General features: G+C 59.8%; 15 protein-coding genes and 1 tRNA gene. 12 read left to right on the top strand and 4 right to left on the bottom strand.

The genetic code is table 11. The features are described 5' to 3' along the window. Positions 1-17: 17 nt before the first annotated feature. Positions 18-710: a M48 family metallopeptidase gene (locus HAT86_RS04015; protein ID WP_167193649.1), complete on the bottom strand. Its 693-nt coding sequence runs from the start codon at positions 708-710 to the stop codon at positions 18-20. A gap of 116 nt (positions 711-826) precedes the next feature. On the opposite strand from HAT86_RS04015, the gene HAT86_RS04010 reads away from it, so the two are divergent. Both HAT86_RS04010 and HAT86_RS04005 read left to right on the top strand, forming a co-directional pair. Then, a complete protein-coding gene (locus HAT86_RS04010; protein WP_167193647.1) occupies positions 827-1,150 on the top strand; it encodes a TIGR02300 family protein in 324 nt (107 codons plus the stop codon). An 85-nt stretch (positions 1,151-1,235) separates the two neighbouring features. Beyond that, a tRNA-Ala gene (locus HAT86_RS04005) sits at positions 1,236-1,311 on the top strand. 171 nt (positions 1,312-1,482) lie between these two features. On the opposite strand, the gene HAT86_RS04000 is transcribed toward HAT86_RS04005, so the two are convergent. Continuing rightward, complete coding sequence (locus HAT86_RS04000; RefSeq protein ID WP_167193645.1) at positions 1,483-2,247, bottom strand: BKACE family enzyme; 765 nt, start codon at positions 2,245-2,247, stop codon at positions 1,483-1,485. After that, positions 2,244-3,566, bottom strand: a complete 1,323-nt coding sequence (locus tag HAT86_RS03995) for an aspartate aminotransferase family protein (RefSeq protein WP_167193643.1) — start codon at positions 3,564-3,566, stop codon at positions 2,244-2,246. The genes HAT86_RS04000 and HAT86_RS03995 overlap by 4 nt, the downstream gene beginning before the upstream one ends. Positions 3,567-3,734: 168 nt before the next feature. Between HAT86_RS03995 and HAT86_RS03990 the strand changes: the two genes are divergently transcribed. The 4 genes from HAT86_RS03990 to HAT86_RS03975 all read left to right on the top strand — a co-directional run bounded on the left by HAT86_RS03990 (position 3,735) and on the right by HAT86_RS03975 (position 8,697). After that, positions 3,735-4,541 carry a MurR/RpiR family transcriptional regulator gene (locus HAT86_RS03990; RefSeq protein WP_231125805.1) on the top strand — a complete coding sequence of 269 codons (807 nt, stop codon included), beginning with the start codon at positions 3,735-3,737 and terminating at the stop codon, positions 4,539-4,541. A 33-nt stretch (positions 4,542-4,574) separates the two neighbouring features. Then, positions 4,575-5,543 carry a TAXI family TRAP transporter solute-binding subunit gene (locus HAT86_RS03985; RefSeq protein WP_196780505.1) on the top strand — a complete coding sequence of 323 codons (969 nt, stop codon included), beginning with the start codon at positions 4,575-4,577 and terminating at the stop codon, positions 5,541-5,543. A gap of 107 nt (positions 5,544-5,650) precedes the next feature. Further along, the gene (locus HAT86_RS03980; protein ID WP_167193639.1) at positions 5,651-8,269 is read left to right on the top strand and encodes a TRAP transporter permease; all 2,619 of its coding nucleotides are present in this window, start codon (positions 5,651-5,653) and stop codon (positions 8,267-8,269) included. Next, positions 8,266-8,697 (top strand): universal stress protein, encoded by a 432-nt coding sequence (locus tag HAT86_RS03975; RefSeq protein WP_167193637.1) that lies wholly within the window; start codon positions 8,266-8,268, stop codon positions 8,695-8,697. Before HAT86_RS03980 ends, HAT86_RS03975 begins: the two co-directional genes overlap by 4 nt. On the opposite strand, the gene HAT86_RS03970 is transcribed toward HAT86_RS03975, so the two are convergent. Further along, on the bottom strand, positions 8,668-9,639 hold the full coding sequence (locus HAT86_RS03970) for a LysR family transcriptional regulator (RefSeq protein ID WP_167193635.1): 972 nt from the start codon (positions 9,637-9,639) through the stop codon (positions 8,668-8,670). The genes HAT86_RS03975 and HAT86_RS03970 overlap by 30 nt on opposite strands. Before the next feature lie 118 nt (positions 9,640-9,757). Between HAT86_RS03970 and HAT86_RS03965 the strand changes: the two genes are divergently transcribed. The 6 genes from HAT86_RS03965 to HAT86_RS03940 all read left to right on the top strand — a co-directional run bounded on the left by HAT86_RS03965 (position 9,758) and on the right by HAT86_RS03940 (position 15,418). Continuing rightward, complete coding sequence (locus tag HAT86_RS03965) at positions 9,758-10,231, top strand: TRAP transporter small permease (protein WP_167193633.1); 474 nt, start codon at positions 9,758-9,760, stop codon at positions 10,229-10,231. Continuing rightward, entirely contained in the window at positions 10,228-11,526 is a 1,299-nt protein-coding gene (locus HAT86_RS03960) for a TRAP transporter large permease (RefSeq protein ID WP_167193631.1), read from the top strand. Before HAT86_RS03965 ends, HAT86_RS03960 begins: the two co-directional genes overlap by 4 nt. Positions 11,527-11,575: 49 nt before the next feature. Then, entirely contained in the window at positions 11,576-12,568 is a 993-nt protein-coding gene (dctP, locus tag HAT86_RS03955; protein WP_167193629.1) for a TRAP transporter substrate-binding protein DctP, read from the top strand. Between the two features lie 82 nt (positions 12,569-12,650). Then, a complete protein-coding gene (locus tag HAT86_RS03950) occupies positions 12,651-13,751 on the top strand; it encodes an NAD(P)/FAD-dependent oxidoreductase (protein ID WP_167193627.1) in 1,101 nt (366 codons plus the stop codon). After that, on the top strand, positions 13,726-14,034 hold the full coding sequence (locus HAT86_RS03945) for a (2Fe-2S)-binding protein (RefSeq protein WP_331272494.1): 309 nt from the start codon (positions 13,726-13,728) through the stop codon (positions 14,032-14,034). The genes HAT86_RS03950 and HAT86_RS03945 overlap by 26 nt, the downstream gene beginning before the upstream one ends. Continuing rightward, positions 14,021-15,418 carry an FAD/NAD(P)-dependent oxidoreductase gene (locus HAT86_RS03940; RefSeq protein ID WP_231125804.1) on the top strand — a complete coding sequence of 466 codons (1,398 nt, stop codon included), beginning with the start codon at positions 14,021-14,023 and terminating at the stop codon, positions 15,416-15,418. Before HAT86_RS03945 ends, HAT86_RS03940 begins: the two co-directional genes overlap by 14 nt. Positions 15,419-15,425 lie beyond the last annotated feature (7 nt).

Here is a 15,425-nt window from a genome sequence, read left to right as displayed (position 1 = left end):
TCAATCCACAATCCGTCTCAGGTGTTAAAGCGGTAGCGATGTAGATCGGTGCCATATCTGCGCAACCATTGCCGGGGGCGTTCATAGTCGGGGTAGAGCTGCGCCACCACGGCCCAGAAGGCAGGGGAGTGGTTCATCTGAGCCAGATGCGCCACCTCGTGTGCGGCGACGTAATCAAGTACCTCGGGCGCGGCCATGATCAAGCGCCATGAATACATCAGCCCCCCCTGAGACGAGCACGACCCCCAGCGCGACCGCGTATCGCGTAAGGTCAAGCGCGTGTAGGGCCGCCCGAGTGCGGCTGCATATCGGTCAGACGCAGCGGCCAGCCTGTCACGCGCCTGCGACTTGAGCCACGCCTGCAGGCGTGTGGCCACGCTGTCGCCGGGGCCGGGGACGGCAAGTGTGTCTTCTGTCAGACTGATCCGGCGGCCCGTGCCGGCCACGATTCGGCGCATGTCCCCCGCGAATGGGATATCATCGCCGACCGCAACCTGAATCATCTGTGTTTGCGCTGATAGCTGTTTGCGCAGCCAGCTTTCCTTGTCGTGGGCGAAATTCAACGCTGTCGCCTCGGGCACGCCCTGTGGTACGGTCAGGGTAACCCGCCCGTCGAGACGCGACACGCGCAGCGAAATTTGCCGGGCCCGTGGTGACCGGCGTAAAATCAGCGCAACCGGGGGATTGCCCGGCAGGATATGTTGGCCCATATGCCCTCCTGAACACGCGGAATGCGCCGCGCCGCTTAAAGGCTTTGACACCTTCGCCGGGTTATGGCAGGTGGCGCTGATCGTCGACAAGACAGAAAGATGTGAGGGGATCACCCATGCCCAAAGAAGAATGGGGCGTCAAACGCGTTTGCCCGACTACCGGAAAACGGTTCTACGACCTGAATAAAGACCCGATTGTCAGCCCGTACACGGGCGAGATCGTTGAGATGGAAACCGGCAAAAGCCGGTCTATCACTGCGGATGACGAAGACGCTGAAACCAAGAAAGCAAAAGGCACCGAGGTTGATTCGGATGGCGAAGTGCTTGCGGATGATGATGTCGATGTCGATCTGGGCGATGACGTTCTCGAAGATGACGACGACGACAGCGTGTCGTTGGACGAGATCGCCGACGTGTCCGACGAGGACACCGACACCTGATCGCGAAAAGGCGGGATTTTTCACTTGATCCCGCCTGCCGCTTTGCCTAGATAGCGGCGAACACGGGGCACACGCCCCATGTGATGGGGCCTTAGCTCAGCTGGGAGAGCGCTTGCATGGCATGCAAGAGGTCAGGGGTTCGATCCCCCTAGGCTCCACCAATTTTCCTTGGACATTGATAGCACTGTACAAATTACACTGCCGGACCTTAGGACAGGTTGGCATCGCGCGCATTTGTGGTTCTGGCTTTTCACCGGTCCAGCCACGATATGGTCGGGCGCATCTTTGGTGATCTCTGGCCACGTCCAAAACACGACTTGGTTGTCAACCGCTTATGCGCAGGCTTGTCGCACATGCCGAACGCGATCGGCGTTGTCGCGCGCTAGGCTGCCATCGGCGTGCCACAATGAATTTTCGAACCCGACCCGAAGTTTGCCGCCCTGCCGGTGTGCTTCGACAAGACAGGCGGTTTCACCGCGCCCAAAGGCGCAAACAGCCCAATCGGGCGCTAGGCCCACCTCGGTCATACGCTCAAGGAACGGGTTCAAGTCCGCCGGGTCACTGTTTTGATCCACGCTGTAGCGGCCAAGAACAAAAATCAGTTGCAACGCCGGGTCATCCAGAGCCGCCTTTGGCAAAAGCCGGATAAGCAGATCGAAATCGGCCGCGTCATACAAGATATGCTGAACCGCGATCCCACGGTCTGTGCAGTCACTGTAAAAGGTAGCTGCGGTGGCATCGGGCGTGTCCTGCACCATCTCGCGTAGGGCCACGGACACCATATCGGCCCCGGCCGCCAACGCCACCTGCCGCTGGTGCGGCGCGGCATAGCACCCTGCGGCTTCGGTCGTGATCTGCAAGGCCATGCCGGGAACCTGGGTGCGCAATTCGGCCAAGGCCTCGCGATAGCGCCCGGCATCCAGCAGGTGTCGGCCTTCGGCGTCGCGCAAATGCAGGTGCAAGCCATCGGCGCCCGCGGTGGCGCAGGACTTTGCCGTTTCGATAATGTCAGATAGCGTGATCGGAAGCGCTGGATGATCCGATTTCGTACGCCGCGCCCCGTTGGGCGCGACCATCAGGTTTGGTAATGCGGTCATGGCAGCACCGCGTTCATCGCGGTTGAAAGTTTGTCCATGAGTTCACCGATCTGATCTTCGGTCACGATGAAGGGCGGGGCCAACAGCACGTGATCGCCGCGCCGCCCGTCTATCGTGCCGCCCATCGGATAGCAGATCAGGCCCGCCTCGAACGCCGCCGCCTTCAGCGCCTTGTGCAGCCCAAGGCCCGGACCGAAGGGCTCTTTGGTGTCGCGGTCGGCCACCAATTCAAGCCCCCGGAACATGCCGCGCCCGCGAATGTCGCCGACATTGGGGTGCTGGCCAAACGCGTCATGCAGGGCCGTGTTCAGCACGTCGCCCATCCGGGCGGCGCGGTCGGTCATGCCGCCATCGGTCAGTTTTTGCACGACAACATCCGCGGCAGCGCAGGCCATTGGATGGCCGATATAGGTGTGTCCGTGCTGGAAAAATCCAGACCCAGCTTCAATGGCGGCATAGATCGCCGAGCTGCACAGCATCGCGCCAACCGGTTGATACCCGGCACCCAGGCCCTTGGCGATGGTCACGATATCGGGGGTGACGTCGTCTTGTTCGCAAGCAAACAGCGTGCCGGTGCGCCCCATCCCGCACATCACCTCGTCAAGGATCAGAAGAATGCCGTGGCGGTCGCAAATCTCGCGGATACGCTTGAAATACCCCGGCACGGCGGGCACGGCCCCGGCGGTGGCCCCAACAACCGGTTCCGCGACAAAGGCGATCACGGTTTCGGGGCCAAGGCGCTGCAATTCGCCTTCAAGCTCATCGGCCACGCGTTGGCCATAGGCTTCGGGCGTTTCGCCGTCCTCGCGTCCGCGATAGTCGTAGCAGGGCGAAATATGGCTGGTGTCGATCATCAGCGGGGCAAAGGGCTCGCGTCGCCACGCATTGCCGCCGGTCGAAAGCGCGCCCAAGGTGTTGCCGTGATAGCTTTGACGTCGTGCGATAAATCGCGTGCGCTGCGGCTCTCCGCGTTCCAGAAAATATTGTCGCGCCAGCTTGAGCGCGGCCTCCACCGCCTCCGAGCCGCCAGACACCAAATACACCCGGTCGATGCCCTTTGGCGCATGCGCAACAAGACGGTCGGCCAGCCGTTCTGCAGGCTCGGACGTGAAAAAGCCGGTGTGGGCAAAGGCGATCTGATCGGCTTGCCCCTTGATCGCGTTGATGACATCGGGGTCGGAATGCCCAAGGCACGACACCGCCGCGCCACCCGATCCGTCGAGATAGCGTTTGCCCGACGTGTCGATGATATACGCGCCATCGCCTTTGGCTGCGATGGGTGGGCGGGCTTTGGTGTGCCGTGGGAAAATGTGGTTCATAGCGTCTGCATCCTGAAAGTTGACGTGACTGAAACAGATGATTCAATCGTTGACAATATATGAAACAAATGGAACGAATTCTTTCGTGGTCAATCAGGGGGGATTGCCGGCTTGCCACAGTCGTTTGAACAGAAATTTGCACAAAACGCTGAGGCTCTCAGTGAAAAGTTGCGGCGTGCCGGTGAATATGTGGCGCTGAATCCTGTCGATACGGCAACCCGTTCCCTGAGGGCTGTGGCGCAGGATAGCGGGCTTGCCCCGGCCACGTTTTCTCGTATGGCGCGCGCCATTGGCTATGACAGCTATGAAGGCGTCCGCGAGGCGATGCGCGAAAAGATCGGTCGCCGGGTCCGTAGCTTTGCGGAGCGGGCCGAAGACCTGCAAAACACCCATTCGACCGACCAAAAGGTGTTTTTCCAATCCCACGTCTCAGCTTGTCAGAACAACATCGCGACGATGCTTCAGGATATCGACCGTGATTTGCTGGAATTGACGGTCACCCGCCTGCATCAGGCGCGCAACGTGCGTCTGCTGGGGGCACTTGGGTCGACCGGTGTCGTCGAATACATGGCCTATATGGCGAATTACTGCACTACCAACTGGGCCATGCTTAGCCGGATGGGGGCCTCGCTTGGGGCGGGGCTGGCGGGGCTTGATCAGCGGGACGCGTTGATCGTCGTCACCAAGCCGCCCTTTTCGACTCGGTCGATCGAAGCGGCAGATCTGGCCGCGCGTCAGGGCGCTTTTGTCGTGGTGATCACCGATGCCCCGGCGTGCCCGGCGCTGCAGCATGCCTCGGCGGGGTTTTTGGTGCCCACCGAAAGCCCGCATTTCTACTCGTCCTTCGCGGCGACGATTGTTCTGGTCGAGACGATCATCGGCATGATCGTCAGCCGTTCCGGTTCAAGCGCGCGCGCGCAAATCGCGCAGGTCGAGGATATCAATCGCCGTCTCGGAGAAGTCTGGAGCGGCTGACCTAACCCAAACATCAACAAAAGGGAGAAAAAGATGTTTTCCAAGTTCAAGATCACAATGGCCGGTGCGGCGGTTGCCGCGATGATGGCACCGGCGGCACAGGCCGAAGAGTTCATCACCATCGGCACTGGCGGCGTGACCGGGGTATATTACCCCACGGGTGGCGCGATTTGCCGTCTGGTCAACAAGGGCCGCAAGGATCATGGCATTCGCTGCTCGGTCGAATCGACGGGCGGATCGATCTACAATATCAAAACCATCCGCGCCGAAGAGCTGGAGTTTGGCGTTGCGCAGTCGGATTGGCAGTATCACGCCTATAACGGCACCTCTAGATTCGAAGATGATGGCGCCTTTGAGGGTCTGCGCGCGGTGTTTTCGGTTCATCCCGAACCCTTCACCGTGGTCGCCCGTGCTGATGCCGACATTAACAATTTTCAAGACCTCAAGGGCAAGCGCGTGAATATCGGCAACCCCGGGTCGGGCCAGCGCGGCACAATGGAAGTGCTGATGGACGCCCTTGGCTGGACGACTGATGATTTCGCCCTCGCAACCGAGTTGAAGGCCGCCGAGCAAAGCCAGGCGCTGTGCGACAACCAGATCGACGCGATGGTCTATACCGTGGGCCACCCCTCGGGCTCGATTCAAGAGGCGACCACCGCATGTGACAGTGTGCTGGTCAACGTCAGTGGCGACGCGGTCAGTGGGTTGGTCGATGAAAACTCGTACTACCGCACGGCGACGATCCCCGGCGGCATGTATCGCGGCAACGACGATGAAACCCAGACCTTTGGCGTCGGTGCAACCTTCGTGACCTCGGATGCCGTCAGCGAAGAGGCGGTTTATACCGTGGTCAAGTCGGTCTTTGAAAACTTCGATGATTTCAAAAAGCTGCACCCGGCCTTCGCCAACCTCAACCCCGAGGAAATGGCCACCGCAGGCCTGTCGGCCCCGCTGCACGCCGGTGCTGCGAAATTTTACAAAGAACAGGGCTGGATCGAATAATTCGGTTTTGCCTGCGAAGGGGGGCCGTGTGGCCCCCCTTTTATCAGAATAAAAATAACAAGTAGAGCGACGCGCCATGCGCTGTCACGCACAGGGAGTTGACCGGTATGACTGAGCCTTCAGGTGGCAAAGGACCGCTGAGCGAATCCGAACTGCAAGAGCTTGTATCCTCAACCGATGGCGGCGCGCGCGATCCGGCTGGTTCCGTCGGCCTGTTTCTGGCGGGTGTTGCCATCGTCTGGTCACTGTTTCAGGTGCTTTTGGCCTCGCCCATATCCAACTACGTCCTGCCCGGTGATCTGATCAACAACTCGCGCCAGATCCATTTGGCGTTTGCGATCTTTTTGGCCTTCATGGCCTACCCGATGTTCAAATCCAGCCCTCGCAGCTATGTGCCGATCTATGATTGGGTGCTGGCGCTGGCGGGCACGTTTATCTCGCTTTATGGCTATTTCTTCTATCAGAAAATCGTCGATAACGGTGGCTTGGCCGACCACATGGACAAATGGTTCGCGCTTGCGGGGCTGATCATCCTGTTCGAGGGCGCGCGTCGCGCGCTTGGTCCGGCCATGGCGATTATCGCCACGATCTTTCTGGGCTATGTGTTTTTTGGCGCGTCCTCGTGGATTCCCGAGGTGATCCGCTGGAAGGGCGCCAGCCTGCAAAAGGCCATGAGCCACATGTGGATCACCTCGGAAGGTGTGTTTGGCATCGCCCTTGGCGTGTCCACCAAGTTCGTTTTCCTGTTCGTGCTGTTCGGTGCCCTGCTGGATAAGGCCGGCGCGGGCAATTATTTCATCAAGATGGCCTTCGGCGCATTGGGCCACCTGCGCGGCGGTCCGGCCAAGGCCGCTGTTGTCGGCTCGGCCGCCACCGGCCTGATCTCGGGGTCGTCCATCGCCAACGTGGTGACCACCGGCACCTTCACGATCCCACTTATGAAACGCGTGGGCTTTACCAGCGAAAAGGGTGGCGCGGTCGAAGTGGCCAGTTCGGTCAACGGCCAGATCATGCCGCCGGTCATGGGGGCTGCGGCGTTTCTGATGGTGGAATATGTCGGCATCTCGTATGTCGAGGTGATCACCCACGCCTTCCTGCCCGCCGCGATCAGCTATATCGCGCTGGTCTATATCGTCCATCTGGAAGCGGTGAAAAACAATATGCCCACATTGGGTGACCGGGTCGTCAGCCTTGGCCGCACCATCGGCGGTATGTTTGTCTTTTTCGTGGGCTTTGCAGGGCTGTGCTATGGCGTTCAATATCCCGTCGGCTGGATCGTGTCGATGTTCCCCGAAGGCTCGGGCATGGTGCTGTCGGCGCTTCTGGTGCTGGCGTATCTTGGGCTTTTGTGGCTGGCGTCAGGCGTGCCTGATCTGGAACCCGACGATCCCAATGCCGAAGACCTGCGCCTGCCTGTGGTGGGAGAGATCTACAAGGCGGGGCTTTATTTCCTGCTGCCGATCATCGTGTTGGTCTATTTCTTGATGATTGAACAGAAATCGCCGGGACTGTCGGCCTTCTGGGCGACGGCGCTGCTGTTTGTGATCTTGCTGACGCAGCGCCCCCTCAAGGCGATGTTCCGGGGCCAAGGGGCGGCGGGCACGGCCACCCGCGCCGGCATCATGGACTTGTTGCAGGGCCTGATCGCGGGTGCGCGCAACATGATCGGCATTGGCCTTGCCACCGCCACGGCGGGCGTGATCGTGGGCACCGTCACCCTGACAGGCGTGGGGCAGGTGATGGCAAGCCTTGTCGAATTCCTGTCGGGCGGCAACCTGATCTTGATGCTGGTCATGGTGGGGCTTCTTAGCCTTGTTCTGGGCATGGGCCTGCCGACCACGGCCAATTACATCGTGGTCAGTTCGCTGATGGCGGGCGTTGTCGTGGAACTGGGCGCACAGTCGGGCCTGATCGTGCCACTGATCGCGGTGCATCTGTTCGTGTTCTATTTCGGGATCATGGCCGATGTGACGCCCCCCGTGGGGCTGGCCAGTTTTGCCGCCGCCGCTGTGTCTGGGGGCGATGCGATCCGCACCGGGTTCATCGCGTTTTTCTATAGCCTGCGCACCATCGCGCTGCCGTTCGTGTTCATCTTCAACACCAACCTTTTGCTGATTGATGTCACATGGGTGCAGGGCATCATAACCTTTGTCGTCGCGACCATCGCAATCCTTGTTTTCACTGCGGGCACAATGGGCTGGTTCCTGACCAAGAACCGGATCTACGAAAGCGTTGTGTTGGTGGCGATTGCCTTTGCCCTGTTCCGGCCCGACTATTTCATGGACCGTATCCAACCGCCGTTCGAGATGGTCGAGCCCGTCAATCTGGAACAGGCCCTTGGGTCGGCCAGCCCCGGTCAGGAGTTGCGCATTGTCGTCTCGGGCCCGGATTTCATCAGCGGTGAGCCGAAGGACACCACATTGGTGCTGACGGTCAAAGAGGGCATGGATGGCGCGGCGATACTACAGGACTACGGGCTGGCCCTGATGCAGGACGGCGGCAACGTCGTGCTGGAAGAACCGATGTTCGGCACGCCGTTTTCGGACACCATGCAGGGCTTTGATTTTTATGGCGCCGATCCGGTTGTGATCCAGTCGGTCAAGGCACCCGTCAGCCAATGGCCGCAAGAGTTGATCTTTATTCCCGCGCTTGTGCTTTTGGGGCTGGTCGCCCTGTTGCAGCGGGCGCGTATGACCAAGCAAGCCAATGAAGGAGTGCCCGCATGACCGGTCCTGTTCTTTGCGCCGTCGATATCAGCAACCCGCATCGCGACGACAATGTGGTGAAGGCCGCCGCGCGTCTGGCTGCTTTGGATGAGGCTCAGCTTGATGTGATCACCGTTGTCCCGGATTACGGCATGAGCGTCGTGGGGGCCTATTTCGACCAAAACCACCACGACAAGGCCGTTGCAGAGGCGCGCAAGCGTCTGAACGATCTGGTCTTGGATGTTCTGGGCGAGGAGGCCAACAGCAAGGTGCGCCATATCGTGGCCACGGGCAATGCCTATGATGAAATCCTGCGCGTTGCCGAGGCCGACAAGGCGTCACTGATCGTGATTGGCGCGCATAAGCCTGATTTCAAGGATTATCTGCTGGGGCCAAACGCGGCACGGGTGGTGCGTCATTCAGACTGTTCGGTCTTCGTGGTCCGGTAATCCCGCCGGCCCATCACCGATACTCGCCTGCATGGCGCGTTTCATGTCGTGGATCGCGCCTTCCAAATGTGCGTGCAGCGCCCGCGTGGTCAGCGACTGTGTCGCGTAGCCGGGGGTCAGGATCGACACGCTGTTGCTGATCCGTGGCCGGAACCGGCGAATGACAAGGTTTTCCGTTGCCCGGCCCTGAATGATGTAGCCATAGGCGGTGATCATGTCGCAGATTACATAGCACATACCAGCCGCTACAAATTGCAGCCCCGGCAGGAAGGTGCGCAACTCGACCCGTTTGTTCAGGCGGCACCCTGCGGCCTCGAAAACATCGGCCGTCTGCACCGCCGTGGCATGATTTTGATACAAAACCGCCAATGGCTTGCCGTCCATATCCTGCGGGCTGAGCACATCTTTGCGCGCCAACGGATCATCGCCGGGCAGAACGCAGACGCATTCCAGATCGAAATCCATCTGGTCAATCGCGGCGCGCCGTTTTGGGGTTTCGGCAAACGCCAGATCATACTGCTGCGAGGCGATCAGATCTTCGATCACCCCCGAGGACCGCATGATAAACTCCAGCTCCAGCCCCGGCTTGTCGGCCATGAACTCCGTCAACAGGCGCGGCATGAACAAACTGGACGCGGCCGGATGGCAGGCAATCCGCAATTTTCCGCCCTCTAGCGCCCGAATCTGGCTGACCGTGCGTTGGGTGCGTTCCAGCCGGGCCAGAATATCCTCGCATTCTTCAAGGAAATAATACGCTTCGGGGGTGGGCGACAGCTTGCCATGCTCGCGCACGAACAGGCTAAATCCCAATTCGGCCTCAAGGGTGGAAATCATCGAACTTACAGCAGGTTGCGTGCGCATCACGGTGCGTGCCGCCTGACTGATCGAGCCACTGCGCATGACCTCTCGGAAGGTGGCGATCTGGCGAAAAGAAATATTCATCGGTCTCAGGGTATAAATAGAATTTATTTAGGTAAAGAAATTTTGAAATTGAATTTATACCTCATGTCCAGTGAAATCCTGTCCAACCGGTGCATTGCGACAACCGGAAGGGGAGACGATGAACAATTTTGCCAAATATCTGCTGACGGGGCTGATCTGTATCGTGGCCTTGGGCCAGTTCGTGCAGGTGATCACGCGTTATGTGCTGCAAGTGCCGGTGATGGGGCTTGAGGAAAGCATGCTTTACCCCACGATCTGGCTTTATATCCTTGGGGCGGTCAACGCCTCGCGCGAGGATACGCATATCCGGGCAAACGTTCTGGAAATTGCCATCAAAACCGAACGCGGCCACACCATCCTTGCTATCGTGGGTGAGGTGATCAGCCTGATCGTCGGGCTGTGGCTGCTGTCTTGGGCGTGGGATTTCACGCAATACGCATGGCGCGTCTGGAAAGAAAGCCCCACGCTTTACATCCCCACATTCTATTCCGATGTCGCGCTGATGATCGGCTTGGCGTTGATGATGCTTTACACCGCTGGCCACCTTCTGCGCCACATCAAGGCCCTGCGCGGGCCGGAGGCCCCCCAATGATCGAGATCGCACTTCTGGCCATCGCCGTTCTGGTGATCACGCTGACCTTGGGTGTGCCGCTGCCCTTCTGTTTCGGTGGCGCGCTGATGGTGATGTATTTTCTTGGCGACGTGACGATGAAAGGCATGATGCTGTGGGGCGCGCAGCAACTGGGCAATCCGGTGCTGCTGGCCATCCCGCTTTTCGTGCTGGCGGGCACGATCATGTCGGCCAGCGGCATCGCCGCCAGTTTGCTGAACTTCGTGAACGCGTTCATCGGGCATGTCCGGGGTGGGCTTGGGGTTGTGGCGGCTGTGTCCTGTGCCATCATCGGTGCAATCTCAGGCTCGGGGCTGACAGGAATCGCCGCCATTGGCCCGCTGTTGATCCCTGAGATGGAAAAACGCGGCTACCCGCGGGCCTACGCCACCGCGCTGATTGCCAATTCATCTATCCTTGGGCTTTTGATTCCGCCCTCGGTCACCATGATCGTCTATGGCTGGGTCACCGATACCTCGATCTTGGCCTGCTTTCTGGCCACGCTGGGGCCGGGCCTGTTCATCATGTTCAACTTTTCCATGATGAACCTGTGGATGAGCCGCAAGTTCAACCTGATCCTTGATGATAAGCCCACGCTGTCGGCCTTTACCGCGGATGTAACCAAAAGGGGGTTTAACGCCACACCCGCCCTGTTGATGCCAATCATCATTCTGGGCGGTATCTATGGCGGCATCATGACGCCGACCGAGGCTGCGGCGATTTCGGTGATCTACGCACTTCCCGTGGGCTTTTTCATCTATCGCGGCCTGACTTGGGATAGCTTCCTGAACGCCGGGAAAGAAGCTGCGACAGCCGTCGGCGCGATCATGTTGATGATCCTGTTTTCCATGATCCTCAGCCAGATGTTCGTCTACGAGGCGATCCCGCAAAAAATGGTCAGCGCGATTTTTTCGGTGACTGAAAACAAGGTGCTGTTGCTGATCTTTATCAACATCCTGCTGTTCCTTGTCGGCATGGTCGTGAACGACGTGACTGCGATCATCCTGATCGCGCCTCTGTTGCTGCCGTTGATGCAAGCCATCGGGGTCAGCCCCGTGCAGTTTGCCGCCATCATGGGCGTCAACACAGCCATGGGCGGGGTCACGCCGCCCTATGCCTCGATCCTGTATCTGGGCGCGCGCATTGGCAACGTCAAAGTGACCAAGGTCATCCCCTACGCGATGATCCTGATCGTCACCTGTTATGTGCCGGTCGTGTTCCTGACCTCGCTTTGGCCCGACCTGTCGCTCTTTTTGCCGCGTCTGTTTGGCTATTAACCACGACCTTCACCCTTAACTGTTCCAACAAAAACGGAGGATTCCACCAATGAAACACTTTTTGACAACCACCGCCGCCACGGCACTTATCGCACTGGGCAGCATCGCCAGTGCCGCCGACCTGAAGATGAGCCACGTGCGCCCGCAGGACGCCACGATCGACAAGGAATTGCGCGCGTTTTCCGAACAGGTGGCCGAGGCCACGGGCGGCGACGTGTCGATCAATATCTTCCCGGCCTCGGCACTGGGCGATTACACCACCGTGCAGGAACGCATCAGCGTCGGCGCGATCGACATGGCCACACAGCCCGCCGCCACCGGCGCTGACCGCAAAATGCAGATCAGCTCGTTTCCGTTCCTTGCCGCAAACTGGGATCAGGCGCGCGACATCTACGGCCCCGGCGGCGTGGTGCGCGATGTGATGGCCGGGCTTTATGCCGAACAGGGCATCACCATGCTGGCCGCTTACCCGGTGTATTTTGGCGGTATTTCGCTGAATACCGATCCGGTCAATCCCGGTGATCCGTCGCAATCGAACGGCATCAAGGTGCGCGTTCCGGGCATCAAGTCGTTCCAGCTGACCGGCGAAGCCTTGGGCTACATCCCGTCGCCCATTCCCTTCTCGGAAGCGTTTACGGCCATTCAGACCGGCGTGGTCGATGGTGTCATCGGTTCAGGGGCCGAAGGCTACTATGCGTCGTTCCGCGACGTAACCAAAGCCTATGTCCCGGCCAACACGCATTTCGAGGTTTGGTACATGATCATCTCGGATGAATCGCTGGCCGCGCTGGACGAAGACGATCAAGCCGCGCTGATGGCGTCTGCGGAAGAGTTCGAGGCGACCCGCTGGACCGTCGCAGAAGAAGATCAGGGCAAATGGGAACAGCGCCTGTCCGATGAACTGGGCGCGACCGTCGTTGACCTGACCGACGATCAACTTGCCGCGATGGCTGACAAGGTCCGCGCCGAGGTGTGGCCCGTCGTTCTGGAAGATGTTGGCACCGAGTGGGGTCAGGCCATCCTCGACAAGGTCGGGCAGTGATCTGACCTGACGTGTCTTATGAACCACCGGGGGCGGCGATACTCGCCGCCCCGATCCGAACACTTAGCACCATGAGGGCCACATGCAGGCGGATTATGCGATCATCGGCGGCGGCGTTGTCGGCCTCTCGATTGCTTGGGGCCTGTTGAAAAAGGGCCGCAAAGTCATCGTGTTAGATGGTGAGGATGGATCGTTTCGTGCCAGCCGCGGCAATTTCGGGCTGGTCTGGGTGCAATCCAAAGGCCTCAATCAGCCGGCTTATGCGCGGTGGTCGCAACGCTCGGCTGCCCTTTGGTCTGACTTTGCGGCTGAACTTGCCGACACCACCGGGCAGGCCGTTCCGTTGGAGCAGAAAGGCGGGTACGACCTGCATTTTTCTGACGAAAGCCTGTATCAAACCGTTGAGAAATATAAAAACTTACAGGCGCAACTTGGCACAGAGTATCCCTTTGACGTGCTTGGCCACAATGCCTTGCGCAAAGAAGAACCCAACATAGGGCCAAAGGTATCCGGCGCGATCCTGCATCACCAAGACGGCCACGCCAACCCTTTGCGCTTGCTTATGGCGCTTAGCGCGGCGGTGCATCAACAGGGCGGCAAGGTCTTGACCGGCAAGACCGTCACCGAGGTCACAAAACCCGATGGCTTTGTCATGCGTTGCGCGGATGGCACAACGGTTGAGGCCGGGAAACTGGTTTTGGCGGCAGGGCTTGGCGCTGCGGTTCTTGGTCCCAAGCTGGGTTTCAAAGCCCCGGTGCGCCCGCAGCGTGGGCAGGTCTTGATCACCGAAAAACTGCCCAAGCTGATCAACCGCCCCTCACTGATTGCCCGTCAGGTTGATGAAGGCGGCATTCAGATCGGGGCCACCAACGAAGAAGTGGGCCATGACGACAGCGTCACCCAATCCGGCATCTCAAGCCTTGCCGCCAAGGCCATTGCGGCCTACCCGGCCCTGGCCAAGGCACAGCTTGTCCGAAGCTGGGGGGCGTTACGGGTTCTGACGCCGGATGGCTTGCCGATTTACCAAGAAAGCCAAACCATGCCGGGTGCCTATCTGGTGACCTGCCACAGCGGCATAACCTTGGCTGCGGTGCATGCCCAAGTCTTGCCTGACTGGCTGGATCAAACAGCCGCCGCCCCGGATCTGGAGGTGTTCAGTGAGCAACGATTTACCATTTCTTGAGATGGAGAAGAAACCAACCGTGCAGGTCACGTTCGATGGCCAGCGCCTTGATTTGCCCGAGGGTGAAAATCTGGCCGCCGCTTTGTTGGCTGCTGGTATCCAGACCTTTCGCCACACGGCCAAAACAGGCGCGCCGCGCGGCCCGTTTTGCATGATGGGGGCGTGCTTTGATTGCCTGATCGAGATTGATGGCACGGTCCGGCAGGCCTGTATGCTTGAGGTTCAGCCGGGTCTTCAGATCGCGCGGCCCAGTGCCGGTGGGGGTGATCATGACCCAGAGTGATATCGCCATCATCGGGGCTGGCCCGGCGGGCATGGCCGCAGCAGCAACGGCCGCCCGGCACGGGGCAACCGTTACACTGCTGGATGAACAACCGCGACCGGGGGGGCAGATTTACCGCGATGTGGACCGGGTGAACCAGCCGCGCGCGGATATCCTTGGTAAGGATTATCAATGTGGTGCAACCTTGACGCGTGGTTTGCGCGACGCCGGGATCACGCATGTGAAAGGTGCCGTTGTCTGGGCCATCGAAGACAGTTTTACCGTGTCCTACACGCAGAACGGGCAGGCGGCGCAAGTGTCTGCCGACCGCGTTATTTTGGCCACGGGCGCGCTTGAGCGTCCGATGCCACTACCGGGCTGGACCTTGCCCGGCGTCATGACGGCAGGTGCCGGGCAAATCCTGCTCAAGCAATCGGGCGTGCTGGCGAGCAACGCGGTGCTGGTGGGGTCGGGTCCGCTGCTCTACCTGATCGCGGCGCAGATGGTGCGGGCCGGAACACCCCCCCGCGCGCTTGTCGAAACGCAAAGCCGCTATGATCTGCTGCGCGCCGGCAAGCATTTTGGCGGTGCGCTGCGCGGGGCGGGCTACCTTGTCAAAGGGTTGAAACTGTTGGCGCAGATCATCCGCGCGCGTGTGCCGCGCTATACCGCGGCCACTGATATCACGATCGAGGGGGACACCCGCGCCGAGGCTGTGACGTTCCGCAATCGCGGCCGCACACATCGTATCGCATGTGACACCGTCCTGTTGCATCATGGTGTCGTGCCCAACACACAAGCTGCGCGTTCAATTGAGGTTCCGCACCTTTGGGACAATGCGCAGCACTGTTTTTCGCCGGTGACGGATCAATGGGGTGCGACGCCGGTTGAGGGTGTATTTATCGCAGGCGATAGCGCGGGGATCGGCGGCGCGACTGTGGCCGAACGTGCTGGTCGGATTTCGGCCTTGAAAGCATTGGAAGAGCTTGGGCAAATCAGCCCGCAGGCGCGCGATGATCTGGCAACGTCCTTGCTGCGCCAGAAAGCCAAGGAAAACGCGGTGCGCCCGTTTTTGGACACGGCATATCCGCCTTGTGCGCAGGCGCTTTCGCCCGCCGACAGCACGCTGGTGTGCCGCTGTGAAGAAGTCCGCGCCGGGGATATCCGCCAATACGCCAAGCTGGGCTGTCTTGGGCCAAATCAGGCCAAAGCCTTTGGGCGGGCTGGTATGGGGCCGTGCCAAGGCCGATATTGCGGGTTAAGCGTCACCGCGATTTTGGCGCAAGAAAACAGTCTTGGCCCCGATGACACCGGATACCTCCGTATCCGCCCGCCGATCAAGCCGGTGACATTGGGCGAACTGGCGGCCATGCATCAAAGCACGCCAGCCGATGCGGCTGAATGAAAGGAAC

The organism is Roseovarius gahaiensis, from assembly GCF_011601345.1.
GTDB lineage: Bacteria > Pseudomonadota > Alphaproteobacteria > Rhodobacterales > Rhodobacteraceae > Roseovarius > Roseovarius gahaiensis.
This window is presented reverse-complemented; position numbering and strand designations above follow the sequence as displayed.